General features: G+C 36.9%; 18 protein-coding genes. 10 read left to right on the forward strand and 8 right to left on the reverse strand.

Translation table 11 applies throughout. The annotated features are described in order from the left end of the window. Positions 1 to 18: 18 nt before the first annotated feature. From ACVYAD_RS19360 to ACVYAD_RS19370, 3 genes are read left to right on the forward strand one after another with little or no spacing between them, the layout of a single operon-like run. Positions 19 to 273: a FeoA family protein gene (locus ACVYAD_RS19360; RefSeq protein ID WP_349661904.1), complete on the forward strand. Its 255-nt coding sequence runs from the start codon at positions 19 to 21 to the stop codon at positions 271 to 273. Then, positions 270 to 989, forward strand: coding sequence for a FeoB small GTPase domain-containing protein (locus ACVYAD_RS19365; protein WP_476427535.1), 720 nt, complete (start codon positions 270 to 272; stop codon positions 987 to 989). The genes ACVYAD_RS19360 and ACVYAD_RS19365 overlap by 4 nt, the downstream gene beginning before the upstream one ends. Then, positions 961 to 2,355: a nucleoside recognition domain-containing protein gene (locus ACVYAD_RS19370; RefSeq protein WP_476427536.1), complete on the forward strand. Its 1,395-nt coding sequence runs from the start codon at positions 961 to 963 to the stop codon at positions 2,353 to 2,355. Before ACVYAD_RS19365 ends, ACVYAD_RS19370 begins: the two co-directional genes overlap by 29 nt. Positions 2,356 to 2,413: 58 nt before the next feature. Here ACVYAD_RS19370 and ACVYAD_RS19375 read toward each other — a convergent pair whose 3' ends face one another. After that, positions 2,414 to 3,169, reverse strand: coding sequence for a DeoR/GlpR family DNA-binding transcription regulator (locus ACVYAD_RS19375; protein ID WP_476427537.1), 756 nt, complete (start codon positions 3,167 to 3,169; stop codon positions 2,414 to 2,416). Positions 3,170 to 3,663: 494 nt separating this feature from the next. Then, on the reverse strand, positions 3,664 to 5,091 hold the full coding sequence (locus tag ACVYAD_RS19380; protein WP_476427538.1) for a rhamnulokinase: 1,428 nt from the start codon (positions 5,089 to 5,091) through the stop codon (positions 3,664 to 3,666). A 157-nt stretch (positions 5,092 to 5,248) separates the two neighbouring features. On the opposite strand from ACVYAD_RS19380, the gene ACVYAD_RS19385 reads away from it, so the two are divergent. The 5 genes from ACVYAD_RS19385 to ACVYAD_RS19405 all read left to right on the forward strand — a co-directional run bounded on the left by ACVYAD_RS19385 (position 5,249) and on the right by ACVYAD_RS19405 (position 11,028). Continuing rightward, positions 5,249 to 5,926, forward strand: coding sequence for a class II aldolase/adducin family protein (locus ACVYAD_RS19385; protein ID WP_476427540.1), 678 nt, complete (start codon positions 5,249 to 5,251; stop codon positions 5,924 to 5,926). Between the two features lie 61 nt (positions 5,927 to 5,987). After that, complete coding sequence (gene aldA, locus ACVYAD_RS19390; protein ID WP_476427542.1) at positions 5,988 to 7,427, forward strand: aldehyde dehydrogenase; 1,440 nt, start codon at positions 5,988 to 5,990, stop codon at positions 7,425 to 7,427. Between the two features lie 58 nt (positions 7,428 to 7,485). Beyond that, positions 7,486 to 8,562 (forward strand): alcohol dehydrogenase catalytic domain-containing protein, encoded by a 1,077-nt coding sequence (locus tag ACVYAD_RS19395; RefSeq protein ID WP_476427544.1) that lies wholly within the window; start codon positions 7,486 to 7,488, stop codon positions 8,560 to 8,562. A 341-nt stretch (positions 8,563 to 8,903) separates the two neighbouring features. Next, positions 8,904 to 10,190, forward strand: a complete 1,287-nt coding sequence (locus ACVYAD_RS19400) for an MFS transporter (protein WP_476427545.1) — start codon at positions 8,904 to 8,906, stop codon at positions 10,188 to 10,190. Positions 10,191 to 10,248: 58 nt separating this feature from the next. Continuing rightward, the gene (locus tag ACVYAD_RS19405; protein WP_476427546.1) at positions 10,249 to 11,028 is read left to right on the forward strand and encodes an SDR family NAD(P)-dependent oxidoreductase; all 780 of its coding nucleotides are present in this window, start codon (positions 10,249 to 10,251) and stop codon (positions 11,026 to 11,028) included. A gap of 67 nt (positions 11,029 to 11,095) precedes the next feature. Here ACVYAD_RS19405 and ACVYAD_RS19410 read toward each other — a convergent pair whose 3' ends face one another. The 3 genes from ACVYAD_RS19410 to ACVYAD_RS19420 form a co-directional block, all read right to left on the reverse strand. Next, positions 11,096 to 15,499 carry an S-layer homology domain-containing protein gene (locus tag ACVYAD_RS19410; RefSeq protein WP_476427547.1) on the reverse strand — a complete coding sequence of 1,468 codons (4,404 nt, stop codon included), beginning with the start codon at positions 15,497 to 15,499 and terminating at the stop codon, positions 11,096 to 11,098. A 566-nt stretch (positions 15,500 to 16,065) separates the two neighbouring features. Beyond that, positions 16,066 to 17,634, reverse strand: a complete 1,569-nt coding sequence (locus ACVYAD_RS19415) for a sensor domain-containing diguanylate cyclase (protein WP_476427548.1) — start codon at positions 17,632 to 17,634, stop codon at positions 16,066 to 16,068. A gap of 201 nt (positions 17,635 to 17,835) precedes the next feature. After that, a complete protein-coding gene (locus ACVYAD_RS19420; RefSeq protein WP_476427550.1) occupies positions 17,836 to 18,000 on the reverse strand; it encodes a hypothetical protein in 165 nt (54 codons plus the stop codon). Between the two features lie 339 nt (positions 18,001 to 18,339). On the opposite strand from ACVYAD_RS19420, the gene ACVYAD_RS19425 reads away from it, so the two are divergent. Further along, positions 18,340 to 19,251: a CAP domain-containing protein gene (locus tag ACVYAD_RS19425; protein ID WP_476427552.1), complete on the forward strand. Its 912-nt coding sequence runs from the start codon at positions 18,340 to 18,342 to the stop codon at positions 19,249 to 19,251. Between the two features lie 441 nt (positions 19,252 to 19,692). Continuing rightward, a complete protein-coding gene (locus tag ACVYAD_RS19430; protein WP_476427553.1) occupies positions 19,693 to 20,877 on the forward strand; it encodes a CaiB/BaiF CoA transferase family protein in 1,185 nt (394 codons plus the stop codon). A 109-nt stretch (positions 20,878 to 20,986) separates the two neighbouring features. Here the strand turns inward: ACVYAD_RS19430 and ACVYAD_RS19435 are convergent, their stop codons facing one another. The 3 genes from ACVYAD_RS19435 to ACVYAD_RS19445 form a co-directional block, all read right to left on the reverse strand. Continuing rightward, complete coding sequence (locus ACVYAD_RS19435) at positions 20,987 to 22,462, reverse strand: hypothetical protein (protein ID WP_476427554.1); 1,476 nt, start codon at positions 22,460 to 22,462, stop codon at positions 20,987 to 20,989. Positions 22,463 to 22,853: 391 nt separating this feature from the next. Further along, positions 22,854 to 23,408 carry an HPP family protein gene (locus ACVYAD_RS19440; RefSeq protein WP_476427555.1) on the reverse strand — a complete coding sequence of 185 codons (555 nt, stop codon included), beginning with the start codon at positions 23,406 to 23,408 and terminating at the stop codon, positions 22,854 to 22,856. 229 nt (positions 23,409 to 23,637) lie between these two features. Further along, on the reverse strand, positions 23,638 to 24,996 hold the full coding sequence (locus ACVYAD_RS19445; protein WP_476427556.1) for an acetamidase/formamidase family protein: 1,359 nt from the start codon (positions 24,994 to 24,996) through the stop codon (positions 23,638 to 23,640). Positions 24,997 to 25,302 lie beyond the last annotated feature (306 nt).

Here is a 25,302-nt window from a genome sequence, read left to right on the forward strand (position 1 = left end):
AAGGAATAAAAAATTCGTATGGAAAAAACATTGATACCTCTTTCTAAATGCTCGTTTGGAGATTGCTTTTTAATAAAAGAAATTAACATTAAGGGTCCTTTAAGAAGGAGATTATTAGATTTAGGCTTTGTAAAAGGCGCAGAAATCTTCGTTCTACGTAAAAGTCCTTTAGGAGATCCTGTCGCTTATCGTGTAAGCAATACAACGATTGCATTACGCAATGATGAAAGCTCTATGATTTTAGGCGAAATTGTTAGGAGGAATACAAAGTGAGGATAAATCGAATTGCTTTAGCAGGTAACCCAAATACCGGTAAAAGTACATTGTTTAATACATTAACGGGATTGAAGCAGCACACTGGAAACTGGCCCGGGAAAACGGTTATTCATGCAGAAGGTTCTTTTGAACATAACGGAGAGCAATATGTACTCGTGGATTTACCCGGGACCTATTCTTTATTTTCCAATTCAGCAGATGAAGAAGTCGCAAGAGACTATATTATTTTTGACCAGCCGGATGCAACGATTGTTGTGCTCGATGCAACATCATTAGAAAGAAATTTAAATCTTGCACTCCAAGTTTTAGAAATGACGAATAATGTTATCATTTGTATCAATTTAATCGATGAAGCTGAGAAAAAAGGGATCCGAATTGATCACAAGAAATTGGCTCGTGAGCTAGGAGTCCCAGTTGTCAAAATATCGGCAAGAAATAAAAAAGGGATTCATCAATTGCTCGATACGTTAAGTCAACTGGTGAAGGGGCAAATTGTTACAACGCCGTATCGTATGACATATTCGAAAGAAATAGAGGAAGCCATTACAAAGATTGAATCGAAATTAGAAGGTTATTTTGATGAAAAATATCCATCGAGATGGGTTGCCCTTCGCTTACTTGATGGTGATGAGGAATTAATCTTAAAACTGCAACATCATAATAAACAGCACGAGGTGAGAACGAATGGAGTCCCAGTCAGTGTTAAATCATAATTCACTTAAGGCTATTTTAGCTGAAGTGAACGAGGTTTCGAATGAGGATATTCGAGATGAAATCGTTAGTGATATTTATACTAAAAGCAAATCTTTATGTAAAAAAGTAGTATCACAGCAACCTGCAATGTACAGATCTGATAAATTAGATGAAATTTTCACATCCCGTATTTGGGGATTCCCTATTATGCTTATCTTACTAGGGACTGTCTTTTACATTACTATCGCTGGGGCAAACGTACCATCAGATATGTTAGCAAACTTATTTGGCTATCTAGAAGGTAAGCTAACCTTTCTTTTTGAAGCGATGCACGCACCCGAATGGTTACATGGTGTTTTAGTGCTTGGGCTATTTAGAGGTACAGGATGGGTTATTAGTGTTATGCTGCCGCCAATGGCTATATTCTTCCCTATGTTCGCTCTATTAGAAAACTACGGTTATTTACCACGTGTAGCATTTAATATGGACCGTTTATTCAAACGAGCTGGTGGACACGGGAAACAATCATTAACAATGGCAATGGGCTTTGGCTGTAATGCCGCTGCTATCATGTCAACGAGAATAATAGAATCTCCTCGGGAACGAATGTTAGCCATTTTAACGAACAATTTTGTTCCTTGCAATGGAAGATGGCCAACACTTATTTTATTAGCATCATTATTTATGGTAACTGGTTTTTCAGGTGCAGCAGGTACATTTGTAACAGCTGCCATTTTAATAGGATTTGTTATGTTAGGGGTCGTGGTGACATTATCTGTGTCCTGGGTTCTTTCTAAAACCGCATTAAAGGGTGTACCTACCCATTACACTTTGGAACTTCCACCATTTCGAAGACCAAAGTTCTGGAATACAATTTTAAGAGCCAGTCTTGATAAAGCATGGTATGTATTAAAAAGAGCTGTTGTCGTTGCAGCGCCTGCCTCTATTTTGACTTGGGTATTCGCTAATATTTACGTTGGTGATACGAGTATTCTAATGCATTTCATTAACTTTTTAGATCCATTTGGTCAGGCTCTTGGTATGGATGGCTTTATTATGGCTGCATTTATTCTTGGGCTACCAGCCAATGAAATTGTAATCCCTATCTTAATTATGGCGTATTTATCGCAAGGAGCTATGCTAGAAATTGAGGATTTATCGAAGCTAAAACAAGTGTTTATCGACCAAGGCTGGACGTGGCTCACAGCTTTAAACATGATGTTATTCTCACTGCTACACTTCCCTTGCGGAACGACTTTAGTCAATATTTATAAAGAAACAAAAAGTCCAAAGTGGACATTTATGTCATTTTTAATTCCAACGGTTATTGCTATTGGCGCGACTTGGCTAACGGCGACAGTTGCTCGAGCGTTTGGTTGGGTGTGATGATGGGAGGGGCTGTTTAAAAGCCCCTCTTTTTTATTTATTGAATACACTAATGTTTTCAATATATTAGCTGGACATCATTTGCTTTCAGTTTCTCTATCCATTCTGTGGATGGTTTTTTGTCTGTTACAAGAACATCGATATCACTAAGATCAAAAAGCTTTAAAAATGCTGATTTATCAAATTTGGTCTGATCTATTAGCAAGAGATTGATTTTAGAATTTTTAAGCATTATTTTTTTCAATTCCGCTTCCGGCTCATTAGATTCTGTAATACCATGTTCCAGCGATATCCCCTTGCAGCTAAATACATGAATATCTGCAAAATATCTATTAACGGTAGCTTCTGCAGCAGGACCAACTAAGGAAAGTGATTTTTTTCGCAACTCTCCCCCTGTTGAAATAATTTGAAAGTGTGAATCACTAAACTCATTTAATATTTTTATGGAATTTGTAATTAACGTTAAATCTTGTTTATCATATAATGCTTTGACTAATTCTAACGCTGTCGAACTCGGGTCAACCATTAATTTATCTCCATCTTTAATCAGATGATGTATTTTCGAAACGATTGATTTTTTTAAATCTATATTAAGAGAAGTCCTTGTATTAAAAGGTAAATCCTCTGAGCCGTTTCGGTTTATTACAGCCCCCCCATAAGTTCTTGATACAATTCCCTTTTTATCTAATTTCTCAAGATCTCTTCGAATGGTTTCCTCTGTGACTGAAAATTTTTGACTTAGTTCAGAAACATAAACTTTCTTTTCTATTTGGATTAAATCTATTATTTTTTGCAATCGTTCTTTTGGTAACATAATAAATCCCCATTTTCCTTTTATTTTCCCCTTTAAAAGTCGAGACGATAATTCCCAAGCAACAGCGGAGGAAATATCTCGTTTTGAATATGATATTACTGCCCGTTAGAAAATCGATAAAATTCGATTAGATCTATCATTGCTATCGCCAATTTTCCACCGAGAAGAAATAAATTATTCCACTAGTACATCTGATGATTTTTCACTTTGTATAACATTGTACTTAGGAAAGAAGATAATTACAAAAATTAGTAACAGTAGTATAGTATCGATTAAAAAAATGAAAAGGTCAAAGCGAAAACTCCTTATCGTGTTATTACTAGATAACAATAACGATACGTGAATTTTCGCTTTTTTCAAAGTGTATTCTCTTTAAACTATTCAATTTTCCGTAGATATTTTTGTTAGAGAAAGTGAATCTCTAAACAAAATAGGCAGGAGGACGTTACTTGATTTTGAAGAACTATGCTAGAACTTACTGACTCTTACTACCTTCAAGTTTGTGGTTCATATACTTTTAAGGAAACAGACTTTTTTATGATCTGTCTTATTTCTGACTGAGTTGAGACCTCTCCTAAAGCATATAGTTGAATCATTATATTTCCTAGAACACTAGATTCAACAGGACCGGCTATTACTTTCTTGTTTGTTACATTAGCAGTCATTTGGCATAATAACTCGTCCTGAATACCGCCTCCAACCATATGAATGTGCTTTATTTTTTTACCAGTAATACTCTCAAGGTTAAGTAATTGATTGTTAAATTCTTGTGTTAATCCGTTATAGATAGCAATTGCCCATTCACCTAGATTATCAGGTTTGCCTTGGTTTGTAGAAATGCAATAGGCATCGACAGCTTCCATGACATTATCCGGTGATAAAAATAAAGCATGATTTGGATTAATAGAAAAGTTTTTATTCGATAACTTCGCAGCATTAATAATATCAGCAAAATCTAATTCTCTTGTAAACATTTCATTATAGTGCTTTTTTAATTGTTGCAATAAAAACATGCCATTAATATTTTTAAGAAATCTAATCGAATTTAGTACCCCGCCCTCATTACTAAAAGACTCTTTCAAAGATTTTTCATTAACTATAGGATTTTGGATCTCAAGTCCTAATAAAGACCAAGACCCACAAATTAAATAGGCACTATCTTCATTTTCTAATGGTATTCCAGCAACAGCACTAGCAGTATCATGACTTCCTACTGAGATCACCGGAACTGAATTACTCATACCGATTTTTCTCATATGTTTTTTATCTAACATTCCGTAAATCTCGCCAGGGAAAATGATTTCCTGAAAAAGGCGTTTAGGAAATCCTAATCTCTTAATAATGTCACAGTCCCATTGCTTGCCCTCTACATTCAGTAGTTGACTAGTGGATGCAATTGTATATTCCGTCTTTTTGTTTCCCGTTAAAAAATAATTAAATAAATCCGGCATAAACAATAAATGTTCAGCCTGTCGATTTAGCTCTGGGCTATTTTTGAATTCCGCATATAATTGATAAACTGTATTGAAGGGTAAAAATTGTATGCCCGTTTTAGAATAGAATTCTTCAAATTGAATTGGCAATTTTGAAGAAATACCTTCTGTCCTAGTATCCCGATAATGGAATGGCCAATGAATAGGTTGTCCTTCTTTATTTAAAAGACAGTAATCAACTCCCCAAGTATCAATTCCGATACTATTAAATTCCACCCTATCCCTTGAAGCCACTTCTAACCCACTTACTATATGTTTATACAAAAGTTCAAGATTCCAATGTAAATGATTATTTATTGTAACTGGTTCATTTTTAAACCGATAAATCTCTTCTAAAATGACCTTTTCTCCATCGTAAACCCCCGCTATTAGTCTTCCACTTGATGCACCAAAATCAAAAGCTAGGCATTTTCTGTATTTAGTCATCATATTCTCACCATCCCTATCTCATTTTACTCCATACCCCACTCTGAAAACAACATAAACAGACATAAATAAAGAAATTTATTTCTGTTTATGTTGACAAGAAAGAATTAAAGACATAGAATCTAGCTAAGATTTAGAAATTAGTAAGGAGAGAACTGTAATGAATAATTCAGAACAATTTTTAAAAGAACAAATATGCGACATAGGAAAAAGAATGTATATGAAAGACATGGGGGCCGCAAATGATGGAAACATTTCTGTTAAAATTTCAGAAAATTCTTTCTTATGTACCCCAACAGGAGTTTCTAAAGGGTTTATGACCCCAGATATGATATGCAAGATTAATAGTAAAGGGGAGTTAATGGAGGAAAATTCATTAAACACAAAGCCATCCTCGGAAATTAAGATGCATTTACGTGTTTATGAGGAACGTCCCGACGTAACAGCAGTTGTACATGCTCATCCCTTATATGCCACTGCCTTCGCAATTTGCGGGATACCGCTTAATAAACAAATAATGCCTGAATCAACTATTTTTTTAGGAGAAGTTCCTATAGCAGAATATGGGACTCCCTCCACAGAAGAATTACCTAATTCAATCGTTCCTTACCTTCAAAATCATGATGCCATTTTATTAGCCAATCATGGTGCACTAACTTGCGGAATCGACTTAATGAGTGCTTATTTCAAAATGGAGTCCATGGAATTTTATGCGAAGCTTCTTTATCTAACTTCATTAATTGGAGAACCAAAGGAGTTAACAAAAGAACAAGTAACAACATTGGTTCAATTACGCGAGGAAAAATTCAAAGTTCCTGGTCGTTTTCCTAATCTCTAGGGATACACAAATAACTAGTTTTTATTTTTGAAAATACATTTTGCAGGGAGATGTAAAGATTATGAGAAAATATCAAATGTACATTAACGGGCGATTTGTTAGTTCTAGCTCAGGTGAGCAAACACAAGTCATTAATCCAGCAACGGAAGAAATTATTTCAGAGGTTCCTAAAGGTACTGTGGAGGATGTACGACTAGCAATTGATTCCGCTGAGAAAGCACAAAAGGATTGGGCAAAACTTCCGTCTATTGAGAGAGGACTGTACTTACAAGCAATTTCTAAAGAAATACGTGAAAATGCTCCAATTTTAGCGCGCACAATATCAGAGGAAATGGGAAAGACTCTTTCCCTTTCTGAAACAGAGGTTAACTTTACTGCAGATTATATAGATTATATGGCAGGCTGGGCAAGACGATATGAAGGAGAAATCGTACAAAGTGATCGACCAAATGAGCAAATTTTTATTCATAAAGAACCGATTGGCGTTATAGCTGGTATTTTACCATGGAATTTCCCATTTTTCTTAATTGCTCGTAAAGCAGCACCTGCTTTAATCACAGGTAATACGATTGTTCTAAAGCCAAGTGATTTATCCCCTAATAATGCGTTAGAGTTTGCAAAGATCATTGATAAAGTAGGCTTGCCTAAAGGAGTTATCAATATAATAACAGGCAGCGGAACGATACTTGGACAAGAGTTGGCTGGCAATTCAAAGGTAGGAATGGTGAGTTTAACAGGAAGCTACAATGCTGGTGCTGCTGTTATGCGGGCAGCGGCAGAAAATATTACAAAAGTATCTTTGGAATTGGGAGGAAAAGCACCTGCTATTGTGATGGATGATGCGGACCTAGATTTAGCAGTACGTTCAATTGTAGCCTCTCGTGTCATTAATACAGGACAAGTATGTAACTGCACAGAACGTGTTTATGTTCATAAAGACATAGCAGATGATTTTATTAAAAAAATAACACAAGCAATGTCCGAGGTAACCTATGGAGACCCATTAATTAATCAAGAGATTGCTATGGGACCTCTTGCTAGTAAAGATGCACTCGAGTCGGTAGAGAAAATGGTACAGGAAGCAGTTGCTAATGGAGCTACGATCTTAACAGGTGGTAAGCGCCCTTCACAAGAAAAGGGTTATTATTATGAACCAACTGTACTTGTAAATGTAAATAATGAAATGGAAATTATGCGTCAGGAAATTTTCGGTCCTGTACTTCCAATTGCTACTTTCAATAACTTAGATGAAGCGCTTAAACTCGCTAATGATTGTGAGTACGGTCTAACATCCTCTATTTTCACACAAAACTTAGATGTAACAATACGTGCAAGCAAGGAATTAGAGTTCGGGGAAACATATGTTAATCGTGAAAACTTTGAAGCTATACAAGGTTTCCATGCTGGATGGAAAAAGTCAGGTATCGGTGGTGCCGATGGAAGACATGGTCTAGAAGAATATTTGCAAACCCATGTTGTCTATCTCCAAAGTAATCTTTAAATATAGTAGTAGATATTACTTTTTCTGAAAATACAGATAACAACAAAGGAGGATAATCATGTCAAATGTAGCTAGTAAAATGAGAGCCGTTGTATGCCATGGTCCCGGCGAATATTTACTTGAATCTGTGGATGTACCTTCTCCAGAAGCAGGTGAAATCCTGATTAAGGTAGAAGCTTGTGGTATTTGTGCAGGTGATGTTAAAGCTTGGGATGGTGCCCCTATGTTCTGGGGCGGAGAGGATGGTCAGCCTAGTTATGTAAAAACTCCAGTCATCCCAGGGCATGAATTTGTAGGAACGGTAGTTAAGGTAGGTAAAGGCGTGACAGAGTTTTCTGTTGGAGACCGCCTTATTTCAGAGCAAATTGTACCTTGTAATACTTGTCGATATTGTAAGCGTGGTCAATACTGGATGTGTGAAAAGCATGATATATACGGGTTTCAGTTCAATGTGAATGGTGGAATGGCGGAATATATGAAGTTCCCAGTGAATGCCATTAACCATAAAGTTCCTCATGATTTACCTATTGAAAAAGCTATTCTAATCGAACCGTATGCGTGTTCAATGCATGCAGTAAATCGAGCTAATATTCAAATAGGTGATTTTGTTGTCATCTCAGGCGCTGGAACGCTTGGACTAGGAATGGTAGCAGCAGCTAAATTGCGAAGTCCTGGTACATTAGTAGTTTTAGATATACGAGACGATCGATTAGAACTTGCTAAACAATTTGGGGCTGATATCATTCTTAACCCTTCAAAGATAGATGTAGTGGAGGAAATTAAAAATATGACAGAGGGTTATGGGTGTGATGTTTATATAGAAGCGACTGGCGCGCCTGCTAGTGTTATTCAGGGCTTACATGCCATCCGAAAGCTTGGGCGCTTTGTAGAATTTAGTGTGTTTTCAAGTCCGGTTACTGTCGATTGGAGTATTATAGGTGATCGTAAAGAGCTTGATATTTTAGGTGCACACTTAGGACCATACTGTTATCCAAATGTTATTAATGGGATTGCATCTGGTGCACTCCCTACTGAGGGCGTAGTTACTCATAAACTTCCTCTAGAAGAGTTTAAGAAAGGCTTTGAAATGGTAAAAAGCGGAGTCGGCTCTTTAAAAGTTATTTTAATACCGTAGATCAAAAATGGGTTCCTAGAAAAAACAATACATTCAAAGGTTAGGAACCCTTGTCATTCTCGTATAGTTTTATAGCGGAGCGACTACCATCGAATACTCCCCCTCCTACAGGTGGCGGGATAAATACGATTGTAGAAGTATTTTTGTAAGCAGACGGTAACTAAATTAAAGGTATTAAACTAAAGCGCCACTTCAAATGGTCACGCGGCAATTAATCTGTCTGAAGTCAAATCGACTTAAAACGATAGCTACTCTGTCCTCTGCAGGTTTTATGGCACAGCTCAAAACCGTGAGACAATAATCAAGGCGTAATGATAAAAAGGATTTAAGGAGGAAACATTATGAATCGTAGCTTAACTGCATCTCCTTCAAAGCAAATCTTTGGTTTACCAATAGCGTTAATTTGGGGATATATAGCCATTGCTTTCTTTATGACTGGAGATGGAATTGAACAAGCATTTTTGTCAAAGTATATAGTTGATTTAGGATTTTCTACTCAACAAGCCTCATTAGTCTTTACTGTGTATGGGCTCACTGTTGCCATAGCTTCGTGGCTTTCAGGAGTATTGGCAGAGATAGTTGGGCCACGTCGTACGATGATCTTAGGTTTTGTACTTTGGATTATTTTCCACATTGGCTTTTTAACATTCGGTCTTGAACAGAAAAACTTTTCTATGATGCTACTCATGTATGGAATACGCGGAATTGCCTATCCGATGTTTATTTACGCTTTTGTAGTTTGGATTGCATACGCTGCTCCAAAACAAAGATTAGCTTCAGCGATGGGTTGGTTTTGGTGTATGTATTCTGTAGGAGTAGGAGTTTTCGGTACATACCTGCCAAGCTTTTCAATTCCTGCAATAGGATTTATGGGTACATTATGGTCGGCAATTCTCTTTATTGCTATCGGTGGCTTGATGGCGATGTTTTTAATAAAAGATGACTTCAATAGTTATAAACAAAATACGACAAATGAAGGACCACTGCGAGAATTACTAAGAGGGATTACAATCGCAAAAAACCCACAAATCGTTATCGCTTCAGCTGTACGTATTATTAATCAAATCTCGCTCTTTGGTTTTGTCGTTATACTACCGATTGTTTTTACAGAACAAATCGGATTTACGATGTCCGAATGGCTACGTATTTGGGGAGCTGTTTATGCAACAACTATTTTCACGAACCTAATGTGGGGTATTCTTGGAGATAAACTTGGATGGGTTAGACAGGTAAGATGGTTTGGTTGTATAGGTATGGCCATTGCTACTTTAATTTTTTACTATTTACCGATATCCTTTGGACCAAATATTTGGGTTGGATTATTTGTAGCTATATTCTTTGGGATTGCCATTGCTGCATTCGTACCAATGTCGGCTATTTTCCCTAGCCTTGAACCGTCTCATAAGGGTGCAGCAGTGTCCATGCATAATTTATCAGCAGGTTTAAGTAACTTTGTTGGCCCAGCAATTGTAACAGCGGTTGTACCAATCGCTGGTGTTGAAGGTGCTATATGGACACTTACTGTATTATATATAGTTGGCTTTATACTGACATTCTTCATGAAAGTCGATCAAAACATCAGCAAATCAGCTACCGATGACAATCAATCAATCGAAATTGCACATTAAATTTAGATGTATCCCTATTAATGAAAGCGATAACATCAAATAAAAGGAAGTGTAATATATGAGTATATTAAATAGATTTAGTCTTAAAGATAAGGTATCGATTGTAACTGGAGGAGCAATGGGATTAGGAAAAGCAATGGCTCTTGCTTTAGCACAAGCTGGTTCTCATATTGTCATAGCCGATTTAAATTTAGAGGAAGCCCAGAAAACAGCGGATCAATTCAAGCATGATGAAGGAATAGACACTCTTGCGATCAAAATGGACGTAACCAATGAAAAGCAAGTCAATGATATGGTAACGAAGGTGTTGAACCATTTCGGTAAAATCGATGTTTTATTCAATAACGCTGGCATTACAATTCATGAAAAAGCCGAAGAGATGTCATTTGAAAATTGGAATAAAGTCATCAATATCAATTTAAATGGAGTTTTTCTAGTATCAAAAGCTGTGGGCAAAGTAATGATCGATCAAAAAAGAGGATCTATCGTAAATATATCCTCTATGTCTGGCATCATTGCTAATACACCGCAATGCCAATCTTCTTATAACGCATCAAAAGCAGGTGTGATTATGCTTACGAAGAGCTTAGCAATGGAATGGGCAAAGCATAATATCAAAGTGAATACAATTGCTCCAGGATACATGAAAACAGAGCTGACAAAGCCTTATTTTGAACAAGGTGGCGACATGATTGATACTTGGATGAACCTTACCCCTATGGGCAGACCTGGAACACCGGATGAACTAGGTGGTATAGCGTTATACCTAGCTTCAGATGCTTCTTCTTTTGTTACAGGAGGCGTGTTTACTGTGGATGGTGGGTATACTGCGTTGTAGTTGTTAATATTTGATGTAAAAAAAGCTAGAGAATTCAACATAAGAATTCTCTAGCTTTGCTTCTTTTTTATGGTTTAGGTGCATATTGAATTTCCACATATTGTTGTGGAGTATGGCCTGTACCATTTGTCTCTTTTTGATAAGCCCAAACAATATTTCCATACTGATCTTTTGTGAATAAGAATACTCTTTGACCTGTTTTAAACACATTCTTAATCCCAGGATCAGTAGATGGATTAGCTACAAGAGGTAAAATTGCACTACCATCTGCTGCCTTTTTAACAGATCCTTTACCAAATGATAATATTCCATTGTCGGCTGGTTTATTATTTTTAACACTATCTAATATTAATTTCGGATCTAATGTTGTTTTATTCGCAGCAGTAACCGCATAGAAGTATTCTTGGTTTAATTCAAGCAGTGTGAGAATATTTACAGAAACATCCATTGTTGTTGAATTATATTCTGCTGGTACGCCATCAACATTTCCTGTTAAGTTAGCATAACTCATTGTGTTATATGCATCTTTGCCTGGGTAAACATACTTACCAAAGTCATTTATATCAAACTTATTACCTTCGAAGTCTGAAATAATATAATCTCGTGCTTCATCTTTCATCTTAACGGTAAATGTTTTATCCGCCGTACCTGAGCCAGTTGGCTTAATAATTAATTGGCTTTCATCAGTTGTTTTTGTACCCTGTGTATACTTAACAACCTCATATTGCGAAGTTATATCTTGATCGTTCTCGTCAGTAATTGTTAAGAAACTTAAATCTTTAATTGGAGACTCGCCTTTTTCATCACGCATGATGGCTTCACTGAATGAAATCGTAAACGTACTATCTAGATTACGATATACAATATTGCGTTTCTTTTCTTTATCAACTGTCATTTCAAAGCGTGGTGGTGTGCCATCAGAATAGAAATCTTGTTTCATCCAACCATCATTTGATTCATCGTGATTTCCATTTGTATTAGCTTTATAAACTGTAAAGTTACCATACGTATCCTGTGCACCTAAATAAACAACATATTCGGTATGTGGTGTTAAAGTAACTCCTGTCATATCTAAAGTTCCAGACGCGCCTTTTCCACTTTTTGTGACTGAAGGGCTTGATTTAAGTTTGTCTTCTAATGATTTTCTTTCTGCTGCCGTGTTAATAGTTAGCTTTGCATCCGGATTATCTGTTCCATCAGCATTTTTCTTTGGTACGAACCAGTAATGAAGCTTTGTTGTCTCATCTGTATTGAAACTTACAGTGGCTTTCGTATCATCATAACCTTTAGTAGTACCAGACTTCACTTCAAATTCGGTAACTAATGGTGCTTTGGAGTCCCCAAATATTTCTTTAGAAGCTATTTTTGAAAGCTCGCCACCACGGTCTTTTAATATCATATGAACCGAATAGCTTATAAATGGATTTAGTTTATCTTTATCCATAACAATCGGGAATTTCTTCGTGTCATCTTCTAAGTCGGCCGGACCAGAGCCAATTTCAATATAAATATCTTTTCCACCTATTTGGAAGTAGCCTGATTTTAATGATGATTCAGTCGCAAATTCATTATAGAAATCTCTCTCCGTAATGCCTTTATCTTTTAAATATTGCTCAAATGTTTTTGTTTCTCCATTGTCTTCGACTGTATCAGGTAAAACCATGTAATAGTATGTTCCTGCTTTATTTGGCTTAAATTCTACCTCAGCTCGTTTATATTTTTCATCCTGATCTGGTTTACCAACAACATTTAATTCTAGAATCTTTGGCGGAACATAGTTTTCGTGCACATATTCTGCAAAGTTTCTAACACTCTTACCAGCTTCAACGGTATTGACATTTTCAAATTCATTGCCTGCTAAATCCTTAACACCCGGTAATACAGTTACACGTAATGTATCTCCATAGACAAAACCAGTTTCTGATGGAATGGTTAATAATACTTTTTTATCACCTTCCTTATACTCAACAGCAGAAGGTTTTATTTTTTTCTGACCTGTCATATTGACGATAACTGTTCCTGATAGATCATAGTTATTTACATTTTGTGCGCTTTTAGGGTCTAAAGCTTCATTTAAATAAATGTAGAATTGATTTTCCTTTCCAGCGGCAGGTTCAAGCTTCTTATTGTCAACGAATGGATTGATATTATCAAGTTCTTTCGTTGTAAATACCTTCACTGCAAGATCTTTATCTGTTGAGTAATTACCTGAAGCATCCTTCATCACTACATAAAGTTGATACTCTGTTTCAGCCTCTAAATTTGTTAGCATATCAGTAATTGCAAGTTTCCCTGCAACTGCCTCACCCTTACCTGTTGGTTTAGCAACAATATCTGCAGTTGTTGGATCAGCTGCTGTCGTCTTTTTACGTACGTAGTAGTAATATTCCCCTGGTTCACTTGCTGTAAATGTAAACTCTGCGCGTTTTCCGCCATGAAGAGGGTTTACTTTTAAGTCTTTAACAACTGGCGGTGATGCATCTTTCATTTGGAATTCTTGTTTATCAATCTCAGAAGCATTTTTCGCTCCATCAACGACCATCACGTAAACAATATATTCTTTTTTCTCACCTAAATTAGTGATTTTAATAGTGTTTTTACCATTCACTGCGGCGCTTGTTCCATGTGCTGCGTTGTCAGTAGAAATGCGATTTACCATTTCTTTTTTCGTTGGTGCATCGGCGCCTTTTTCGCGAACAATATAGTAGTAAGTTCCAACTTCATCTGAATTGAAGTCTACCTCAACATCACTACCATTTAAAACTTTTACATTCGTAATGTCGACTACCGGTTTTGTTTTATCAGCCGGGTCTTGTTTATCAATATCGTCTTTATCGACTGGTTTACCATCTTCATCTACAATATTGCCGATATTATCTTTATCCTCTAAGAAGTCGTCGAAGATATTATTCGGTCCCTCGCCCTTCGGTATAATCACTTTGTCAATATACGTGTAATCTCCAATATCAACCCAACCGTATACATTATCAACATACAGAACACCTACGCGACCATCTAGATATAGCTCTAAATCTGTGTAGCTATTGTAGTTAATCCAGTCGATGTTGCCATCTCCGTAAATTGTCAGCTTCGTTTCTGTATCGAGGTTTAGTGTGCCGATATTTCCTTGAATCTCAAATTCACGAACATTCCCGATAATGTCTACACGTGGTAGCTTCATATTTGTTTCGATTTTTGTACCGCTTTGAGCGACAACTAAGCGTGATACAGTGCTGTTATAAAATTCAATATGTTTTTCAACATTTTTCATCGTCACTTTATCTTTAGACCAGTTCTCAAATGGCTTGTTTTTATCAGGATTTTTGTCGGAATTCTGATCTGCCCAATCTTGAAGATCTGTTGTCGAGCCGTTATTAGATGAGCCTTCATCATTTGGATTATCTGGATTAGTCCAGTTAATAAATGCAGTATTAGTGCTTGCTATACGGCCAAAAGATAATGGCTTATAGTAGGAAAAACCTAATTGTAAAGGTGGACGTACCGTTTCGTTGACATGCATTGTACCAGTCAATGTAATATTTGAGAATTCAATATAGTTTCCATTAACAACGATTGTTCCACCGAAGGACTTACGATCGCCATCGAACACTAGAGACCTTGAGCTTGTCCCACTTGCATTCAATGTAAGCTTTGATACAGAGCGAATAGTTTTGCCTGAAAAGTCCCCTTCAATTAGCGCATCTTTTAATACAGGTGCATTATCTTCGTTAAAAATATGCGAGAGACTTTGTGGTACTGAGTATCGATCACCATTTATGTAGACAGTATCGTCTTCAACATTTGTAATTTTGAAAGATGTGGCATTCCCTTTTTTCTCTTGTGAACGCACAATAAAAGATGCGAATTGTCCACGTGTAACCGCATTATGTGGTGAGAAAGTGACAGGTGTTGTCCCTTCTGTAATCTTCGAATCTACTAAACTTTGGATATAGATAGCGTTGCTTGTTTCGCTAGTTACATCTTTGAAACTATTGTTGTAATTAGAGGCTACCTCTAAATTAAAGCCAAGCACTAAAATTTTCGCTAATTGCCCGCGTGTCATCACTTCATTAGGCATAAATGTTCCATTTGAATAGCCCGACATGATTCCTGCATTTTGTAGAGCAGCTATATACTTGTAATATTCACTACTTTTCGGAACGTCTTTTAAATATGGATCTTGTACATTTCTCAAATCTAATTTTAAAACAGTCGCCAGCATTTTTGCCGCCTGACCACGTGTTACACTTTGATTTGGTCGAAAAGTATTGTCTGCATACCCATTAATTGCACCTTGATTATATAATTTTAAAATGTCGTCATAATGACTTGAATATGGGTCAACATCTGTAAATGGTGAAGAAGCCGCAGCTGCCTTTTGTGGTGGTGGCACTACAACAGCAATCCCACTAGTAGCAAAAACCGTTGCTATAAGTGCTTTGTTCACTTTTTGGATTTTTGTTTTATCCATCCCACTCTTCCTTTCATCTATGTATTTGATACGTTCAAACTAACATTTTCATCATACCCTTTATATCGACAGGTAGATAGTGAACCTTCATAGATAAATCTAAATTTATGGAATAAAATAGTTAATCGGAAATAACAATGTTTATATTGAGCGGAGGCTGAGGCGACTCAGTCGGAACAGAAATCAGCTCCACGTTATTGTGATGAATTCATTTTTATAATGAATTCTTTGAAGCTTTATCGGAACAAAATCTCATTTTATCGGAACAATTTCAATTTTTGATGCCCTTTCACTCAACATAAAAAAGCCAAGGAGCATCGGTGCTCGCTTGGCTTTTAACGATATATAGGCATACATCTAGACGTACTTGCGATGTCATAAGGGAAAGGGGGATAACCTTGCATCTTGTCAAGTCGATCGAGAGATGTGTCCCGAGTTTACGTATCATTTTGAACATGTTTTGATAAGTCATATGGGGAATGACTTAAAAATAGCTTGCCCAAATGATCGTTGCATTAATCATGTACCCTAAAATTAGAAATGTATGCTTATTCCCAAAAAAATTTTTATTTATTTTCCTGCTCTGCTACTATGACTTGATTTCGTCCTGCTTGTTTTGCAAGATATAGCGCACTATCCGCTGCTTCAATTAACTTTTCTGTCGTGTCGGCCATTTGCGGATACACGGCTACACCTGCAGATAATGTAACTGGACGACCACAAGGACTTATAGTATGCGCCAACATATCTCTTAGTTGTTCTGCCACCTGTGCCGCTTCCTCAGCAGTAGTAGTTGGCAATAACATGACAAATTCCTCACCACCGTAGCGACAACAAACATCTCCCTCACGAGCAACAGCTTTCATATTTTGAGCTAAAAATTGTAAAACCTTATCACCTACTGCATGACCATACGTATCATTCACACTTTTAAAATGATCTAAATCAAGTAGAATGAGGGCATGTGGCAACTTGTTGTCAAGCCACTCCGCTAGCATCGCATCCATTGTGCGACGATTGGTTACACCTGTTAGCGGATCTGTCGTAGATTGATCTTTAAAAAACGACACCTGTCCCTGTAAAAATGTTAAACTCCGAATGAGAGCACTTTTAAGATAATGCGCTTCAAAATACCAACTACGTACAGATTTCAAGCCTTCTACATTTTTCGAATCCATGCTCTCCTCTGTTAAAGTAGCTAATTGCTGTAAGGGATTTGCAATACGTGCTGCCGCCCAAAGGACAATTAAAATTGAAAGGAACATAAGCGGAATGGATTTTATAGCAACTTCCTGTACTCTATCAAATGAAGGAGCTAATGCTACATTTAACGGTCGTTGGGCAACTACTCCCCAGTCTGTCAAAGGTACGGTGCTATAACCAGCAAGCATTTCTACTCCTCTAGTATTCAATACTTGCTGAGCCCCATTTTTTCTAGAAATCACTGCTTGGACAACTTTATTATCGATAGCAATATCATTAACGCGGCTTGGGTCCTGATGATAAATAACGCGCCCATCCGAATCAACTACATACACATATGACCCATCATTATAATAATGCTCTCCGAGTAATGCATTAAAAACATTTCGTTCTTTTAAATAAATTGTCCCAGCTACCATTCCTAAATATTCATTGGTCTCTGAAAATATAGGATACGATATAAAAATAAGGAGACGCCCCGTCATTCCCTTATAAGGCTTTGAGACAAGAGGTTCCTTTTTAGATAAAGCATCTTTCGCTCCAACAGATGTTAATACTTCGCCTAGTACCTCTTCAGATGGTGGTGAAATAGATAATACAAGACCTTCTGCATTTGTGATCAGCACCGAGTTAAACATGTCATTTTGCATTTTCAAACGTTCAGTTTCCTGAACCAATGCATTGTTATCATGCATTTTTGTTTTTATCGAACCGGCGCTATATCCTAATATCTGAAAAGATTCTTCAAGATAAGAACTAGCGGTTGTTGCTAATTTTTGTGCATAGACTCGATTCGTTTCAAGCGTATTCTCTTTAATCGAGTCAACGTTCATTCGGTAACCACTCCAAATGCTACCAATACCAGTTAAGATAAAAGCAGCTATCGCAACGCCCATGATTAAATACTTTAGCTTTATCTGTTTTGATTTCATTTTCTATCTTTTACCCCTAATTTATAATTTCTTCTATTATTCTATTAAAACACAAAAAATTTCTTATTAAGAAAATTTCTTACCTCAAAAATAAAATGTTTGTCAAAATAGTCTTTCTCAAGGCCCTCTTATAACGAAAGTAAAATAGTAGGCTACACCCCAAAACTAAAGATGACATTTGTTAAAACTTATACTTCTTCGTTACGACTGGGCGACTCCTTGGAGATTAGCAATAGAGGAACGAAGGCTAAAAGCATCACATCCTGTGATTACGCCTTCGTGACCAACATCGTGCTGTTGCTGTCGCTGCGCTTTCGCACAAACAAAACCAAAACCTGCTGTTGCTGTCGCTGCGCTTTCGCACAAACAAAACCAAAACCTGCTGTTGCACGCTTTCGCGCAAAAGACATCTGTTGGCCCGAGACCCTGCAGCGAAGCGAAGCGGCAGCGGCAAATGTTTTATCTGTACGAAGCGAAGCGACAGTAACAACATATGTTTTCTGTAGCGAAAGCGAAGCGTCAGCTACAAAGCGCCCAGTCGGAACGGAAATCAACCCTACGTTATGGTAGCGAGCCATATAGTAGGGAAAGTTCCATAAATTTAGCATCGTTAACAGAACAAAAATATAGTAATTTATATCTATATAACTTTTAGTAATTCAATAGACTTTTATTATAAATTCACTTTAAGAAGAGGGTTTTAATATGTTGTTTCGTAAAGTAGCTCCAATAATGATTGGTTATAGTATGGCTTTATGGACAAGTACTTCTTTCAATCCAAATAAGTCAGCTCGTCCGAATGTAACAAAGACACAAAAAACTTTGTCACTACCTAGCTTTCAAAGTGACTATAAAATGAAATGGTATCGAGTAGCGACGAACTACGCCCCATTTTCCCTCGTAGGGAAATATAATTCTAATGAGGTTGGAGGATATGAAACACGTATTGGTCATAACGTATTTGGTATTCGTATCGGTGCTAATCGAATAGATGTAAATAGAAAATACGGTCTTCCGCTTAGTGCCATTCACTATGAAAATACAAGCTATTTGCTCAATTACAACGATCATGAAGGTAATACTACACACGGGACCTATTTCATTGATAATCACTACGTTACTTTTTTCTATGATTTACACAAAAACAATATAGTTCGTTCTATTATTTGGATACATGCTAAAACCGAATTAAGTAAACGTGGTTATTATGGTAAGCCATCCAATGAACTACGAACAGGACTTGAAGATTTAATGGTTGATCTTATTAACCATGAGCGAGTTATAGAAGGTTTGCAACCACTCATTTACGACAAAGGGGCTAACCCTATCGCTCGGCACCATAGTAGCAATATGATTACACATCAATTTTTTAGTCATGAAGATCATAAAGGTAATCATTCCAACGACCGCCTCACTGCTGGGGGAGTTAATCACTATTGGTACGGCGAAAATATAGCGCAAGGTCAGCATAATAGTATATTTGCTCATGAAGCACTAATGAATTCAAAAGGACATCGTATAAATATTTTAAGGAAAGAGTTTACACATATTTTTGTTGGTGTTTGCTTTAAAGATAACGGTGCACCCTATTATACGGTTAACTTTTATTCTAAATAGTTGAACGGTTAAAGTTGATCAACGATAAATAAACACAAATCTCTATGCAGAAATCTATTGCATAGAGATTTTTTACACTCTTATAACAACCGTTATCTGGAATATTCAACAAAAATTCTTCTGTAACCACAGAAAACACTTCTGCCCCACGCATCCAACCGGAAACAAGATCATCTCCTCGTTATAGTGACAATTATATTTTCTGATTTTTTTTACTTTTATCGTTATTCTGACATATAATTTTTTGACTAATTATTTTATAATAAAATTTAACATAGTCAAGCCATCAATTCTTCTGTTATAATACTGATAATTTACATTCAAGCTGTATTAATACAACTTGAATAAATGCTTTTCACAAAATGGGGATTATGAGAAAAGCGCTGCAATGCATTCTTGAATAGATGGCAATGTAGCCTACACAAAAAGGGGTTGGGAGATTTGGGTATTTTAAAGGGGTTAAAAATTCTCGATTTTTCTGCATTACTACCGGGGCCAATGGCGACAATGATATTTGCTGATTTAGGCGCAGAGGTTATTCACGTTGAATCCTCAAAACGCGTAGATTTAACGCGTATTATGCCTCCTTACGATGATGATCACGAGGCCTATATTCATCAACATTTAAATCGCTCTAAAAAGTCATTAACATTAAATTTAAAATCACCTGAAGCTATAGAAATTGTGAAGTCACTCGTTAAAGAGTACGACATAATTATCGAAGGATTTCGGCCTGGCGTCATGCAACGACTTGGCATTGGCTACGAAGATCTAAAAGAAGTAAATCCTCAGGTTATTTATTGTGCTATTACAGGCTATGGACAAACTGGACCATTTAGCAATCGGCCAGGACATGATAATAACTATTTATCATTAGCTGGTTTACTCGATTATTCACGCCATAAAGATAAAAAACCTGTCTCCATGGGTGTTCAGCTAGCTGATATTGCTGGGGGCACGATGCATGCGGCAATTGGAGTACTCGCAGCTGCTTTACATCGTGAAAAAACAGGTGAAGGGCAATATATTGATATCAGTATGACCGATGCTGTATTTTCGCTCAATGCTATGTATGGGTCTGCCTATATTGGCGGTGGTCGCGTACCTCAGCCCGAGCAAGAAATTTTAAACGGTGGCAGCTACTATGACTTTTACAAAACAAAGGATGGCCGATTTTTCTCAGTAGGAAGTCTTGAACCTCAATTCCGCAAATTGCTTTGTGAAGCGCTTGATATTCCCGAGCTCATTGATAATACGTTTAATGATTCATACTATACACAAATTCGTTTTAAAGAAGCCGTCCATGATGCATTCTTATCGAAGACTTACGAAGAATTGCTTGAAGTGTTTAACGAGGATTTCGAGGGATGTGTTGAACCAGTATTAACGTTTCCAGAAGCGTGCGAGCATCCTCAGCTCAAAGCTCGTGGCATGATTGTTGATATTCCTAAAAGCGACGGTACTACACAAAAGCAAATTGCATCAGCGTTTAAGTTTGACGGCGTTAAGCCGCAGTACAAGCATGTCGGTGCTAAGCTTGGAGAGAATAATGAGGAAGTGCTATCTTCACTTGGCTATAGCGTCGAGCAAATTGCAGACTTACAGAACAAAGGAGTTTTAGAATAAAAAATAAAAAAAGTGTCTAATGTTGTATTTATAACACATTAGACACTTTTTTTGTATTTCTAATCAACTACGCCTCGGCATAATTGTGCCCTAAATCGGCTGATAAAAGTTAAACATATGCACTTATAAAGACCCGTAACTTTTCGAAATGATCATCTATGAGTAAATATTTTTTATATATTTCCATTAATTTTTCAAAAAGCTCGTACTGCTCCGTAACAAATAACACCTTTAAAATATTGAGCATATGCAAGGATGCGCTCATTGCCACCAAAGAGTAAGGCGTTTCTGGCTGACGATAATGCTGGCGCCACTCTTCAACAGACAAGCCAATATGCTGTAATGAATTATTTACATGGAGAGCGATATCCTGCTGAACTGACGCTTCAATCGCAATAAATTGCTCATTACTATAATTGTTCTGTACTAAAGCGGCATGTATTTTTTTATTAGACGCTAATACATGTTCCTTTAAAAGTTGAAGCCCCTCTTGATAACGCTCCATTTTTACGTAATGATCCAACAATACGGCATACAAGTTCTCTAAAAAGTTTAGTTCATAATTTTTAATAATTGCAGGAGGTGTTGGCTTACGATTCGGCAATAACTCCTTATATTCCAACAAAATCTCTATCGCGTAATTATTAAGTCGTTCATCTTCTAATAAATACTCACCGTAGTGAATAACAGTTTCAGGATTCTTCTCCTGGTGTGCTATATGAAACTGAAGATAGGCAATCAGAGCTTTTTCTTTCTCTGTCAATGCATACATTGAATAACGCCAATCCGCTTCAAAGGAAGTAATTAAAGCTTTAACGCATGAATAATCTCCTTCAGATAGACGATAATGCGTTACAATTTGGTAAAGATGTAACTGCTTTTTTGCTAAACAAGTAGAATTACAGTTATCCACGTAGGTTATACACTTATCCAGAGTTTTTTTATAATTATCAACAAAGTTATTCACATATCCACAGGTTTTTTTTGTAGATTGTTCAACATGACCCATCATTTCATGGATAAATGTGAATTGTTCTAATGGTTTGTGGATAAACAGTGAATAAACTTTTTTCATGAAAAGCCAATGCCAAAATTGAGTATCTTCTTTATAAATCATATGCACTAAATACTCATTTTCAAATTTATATAAAAATATTGTTTGTAGTTCGTTGACTGGCATTGTAATTTGCATTCGCTTTCCGAAAATTAGCCAGATTAATCGCTCTAAGTCCATTGTGTGCTGTGCAAAAAGTTGTTCAAAAAAGGTCTCCTTACCTTTTTGCGTATAAAAAAAAGCATTGAGACGTTCATTCACAAATTTAGTATCCAAGCCATACTTGTTAAAAAAAGTTTGCATATCTATCGTTACACGACCCCAATATTTTCGCGCAGTTGAAAACGCAATATTCATCGCAGTTTCCTCATTCACTAAAAATAAGTTCGGTGAAAGTGCAGTACCTAGAATTTTCGGGTCTGCCGGTGAATCACTCTCTGCCTCTAACCATTTTGACAGTAATTTTTCAGCACCCTTTTCACCATTATGTTTATATGTCATGAATAACTGCTCATCACAATCCAACAGCATGCAATTGGAGCCCCCCATCAAATTCAACCAACAACGATCTTCCCCTATTCTGTAAAATACTTGCCAAACCTTTTAACTCTCTTTCTTCAATATAACAAATCTTATCAATCATATGCTAAAGAAATCGAAATATGCATAAAAGAAGATAACAAAAGTGTTCGTGCAAAATTGACAACTTTGACCACAATCCCTAAAAAATCATCTAAAAGTCAAATATCTCAAAGAGATAGGCCAAGATTAATTTCGCAGTTTAAAAGAAGAGCAGCCAAAATAATTACAAAAAACATCCTTCAAATTATTGAAGGATGTTTTTGCATCGAAAGCGTAGCGACAATGTTTGTATTTGCGAAGCACAACACACATTTTTTCACAATTTGCTAAAATCTATTCCTCACCAAAATAAAGGATACTTCCGTGTTTCACGTAGATTATTTATCATAAGACCAAAAAATACGATAATGAGAGCACCAATAAGAACGGGCGTTACTAGATAGCTCCATCCATAGCCTCCTAAAATAATAATAATTGGATTCGCTCCTGCTGGCGGATGAATAATTCCTAAAAAGGCCATAAAAAAAATGGTTAAACCTACGCCAAGGCTAATTGAAACGATGCCCGTCCCTAATAGCGAATACACGGTTAAGCCGATAAAAGCTGAAATCAAATGACCTCCAATAATATTTCGAGGCTGGGACAACGGCGCATTCCAAACAACAAATACGAGTACACAGCTCCCACCAAGTGAAGCCATTAGCCATGGGGCACCTGTATGGTTCGTCAACCAAAGCAAAACAGAAATACATATTAATCCACCGATTGCACCTGTTATGGCATCAGCAAAATTTGTTCGTGAAGGAGCATGTCCCCCACCTTTCATCTTGAATATGTATGTTTTAATAGGTTTTGATTTCCCTTCGTCGTCCCGCAAGCGCATGAAATCTGCCATGAGTCACCTTCCTTTTACTCAAAATTCTATAGAAACCGTATCGATTTTTGTTTATTCTAAGCTTGTTCTATTATAACAACTACTAAATAGAATTCAATTTCGCAATGTCAAATTTTGAATCTGCCTTCAGCCAAATAAAAGCTCAATAATTTTTGACCTTATAACCAATAAAAAAAGCAAACTATGAAATCCTCTAGTTTGCTTTCTTTTTGGTTTTTTCAGTATTCATTTAATCATATTGTTTTTTGACTGGTTTATAAATTCTTGCTTTTTTCAGGACTGTTTTAGGTACTTGGAAGGTTGCTGTTACGACACCTGGATGACGACCAATTTCAATCGACCCTGTAATCGTCGCTCGATTCATAACTTCTGGCTCGCTCATTTCAAAAAGCCTTGCAGCTCGGCTGATAGCATTAGTTGTTGCTTCATTTAATGATGTTCCTGAGCCAACAATCGATACCGGGAATGCTTCCTCCACTTGCTTAACGCCAAATTCCTCTGCAAGCTCACGTGCGCGACGTTTTTCTTCCTTTGTAAAAGGTTTAGCCGTATAAGGTAAATCCTCTGTATTTGGCAATAAAATAGGGCCATCCAAAGCTACTTTTTTCAACACACTTACCTGAAGCTGAACTATACCAGCAACATCCGTTGTATGTCCTGCAATTTCTCCGTCCCCTTGCATTGCGTGCATATCGCCAATATACACACCACCACCTGGGACTTTTACTGGGCAAATAATGGTTGCCCCCTCACGAACACGACTTATATCCATATGTCCATCTGTACGGTGTGTATCTAATTCCGTCTGCGTAAATGAATATTCATGAGGTGCACCGATTAAAAACGAACCAAAATCACCCGCATTGTGGGAATCTGGCATCGCCTTTGAAGGCGTCGTTCCAAGCTGCCCTAGAAACGGTCGCATTCTTGCCATAACACCTATCAAATCACTTGGCGCTAACGCAACTACAGGATTTTGCACAGAGTTTTCAGGTGTACGCATATAATTTTTCGCATCAAGTGCAATACGGCGAGCCCCTTCTCGCCCAACCGTTACACCAATATTCCCCTTATGATCTAACGCCATCGTATAGCCATTCGTCATGTTAAATGGTGATGTTTCAGTATCACATGTCGAACAGCGAATAGCCTGCCGACCTATCCCTTTGACAACTGTATTCGGATGAAGCTTACCACAGCCTGGGCATTTTACTGATACGAATGGATCACCAATGAAACGATCTATAATTACCTCATCATGCCCAGATGCTGTTGCTACAGATGTTACCTGTAGTGATTTAATCTTGATAACAATGGCGTCTCCTACCTCTGCACCTTCTACAAATACAGGCTTTGTTACTTCATGCCCACCACGAATCGTCGGTGTTAACATCGGGCCCCAACATCCTGGTGTCGTATTAGCAATAATTGTTCCACCATCTTTGATAGGTCCAAGCATTTTCTGTTGTGGATCTAAAATACCATCTATGAACTCATTTACGAATAATGTTTCGACGGCTTGCGGCTGCTGTACAAGATCTTCATTTTGTATTTCTTCTTTTTCTAGCACATGCAATTCATTTATCATTTTTTCGTCACGCCCCTAGTTTTTATTTTATGTATATTGATTTTTGTTCAATTATGATCAGTATAATTCCGTGACACCCGCTAAAAGAAATTAAATTTCATTTCAACACTTTAAATAACTCTTTGTAGTATATTGTCGATTGTAAAACTAAATTCGACATCAAGTTCGATAGTTCCTTCCATTTTGAGGGGAATATCAGGAATCGTATGTATTGAATAATTATAGTAGCGTTGAAATTCATTTTTCTTCGGTCATGATTCCCCCTAATAAAATGGCTATTAGATATATGGAAAATTATGACGTTTA

The organism is Lysinibacillus sp. G1-3 (assembly GCF_056322905.1).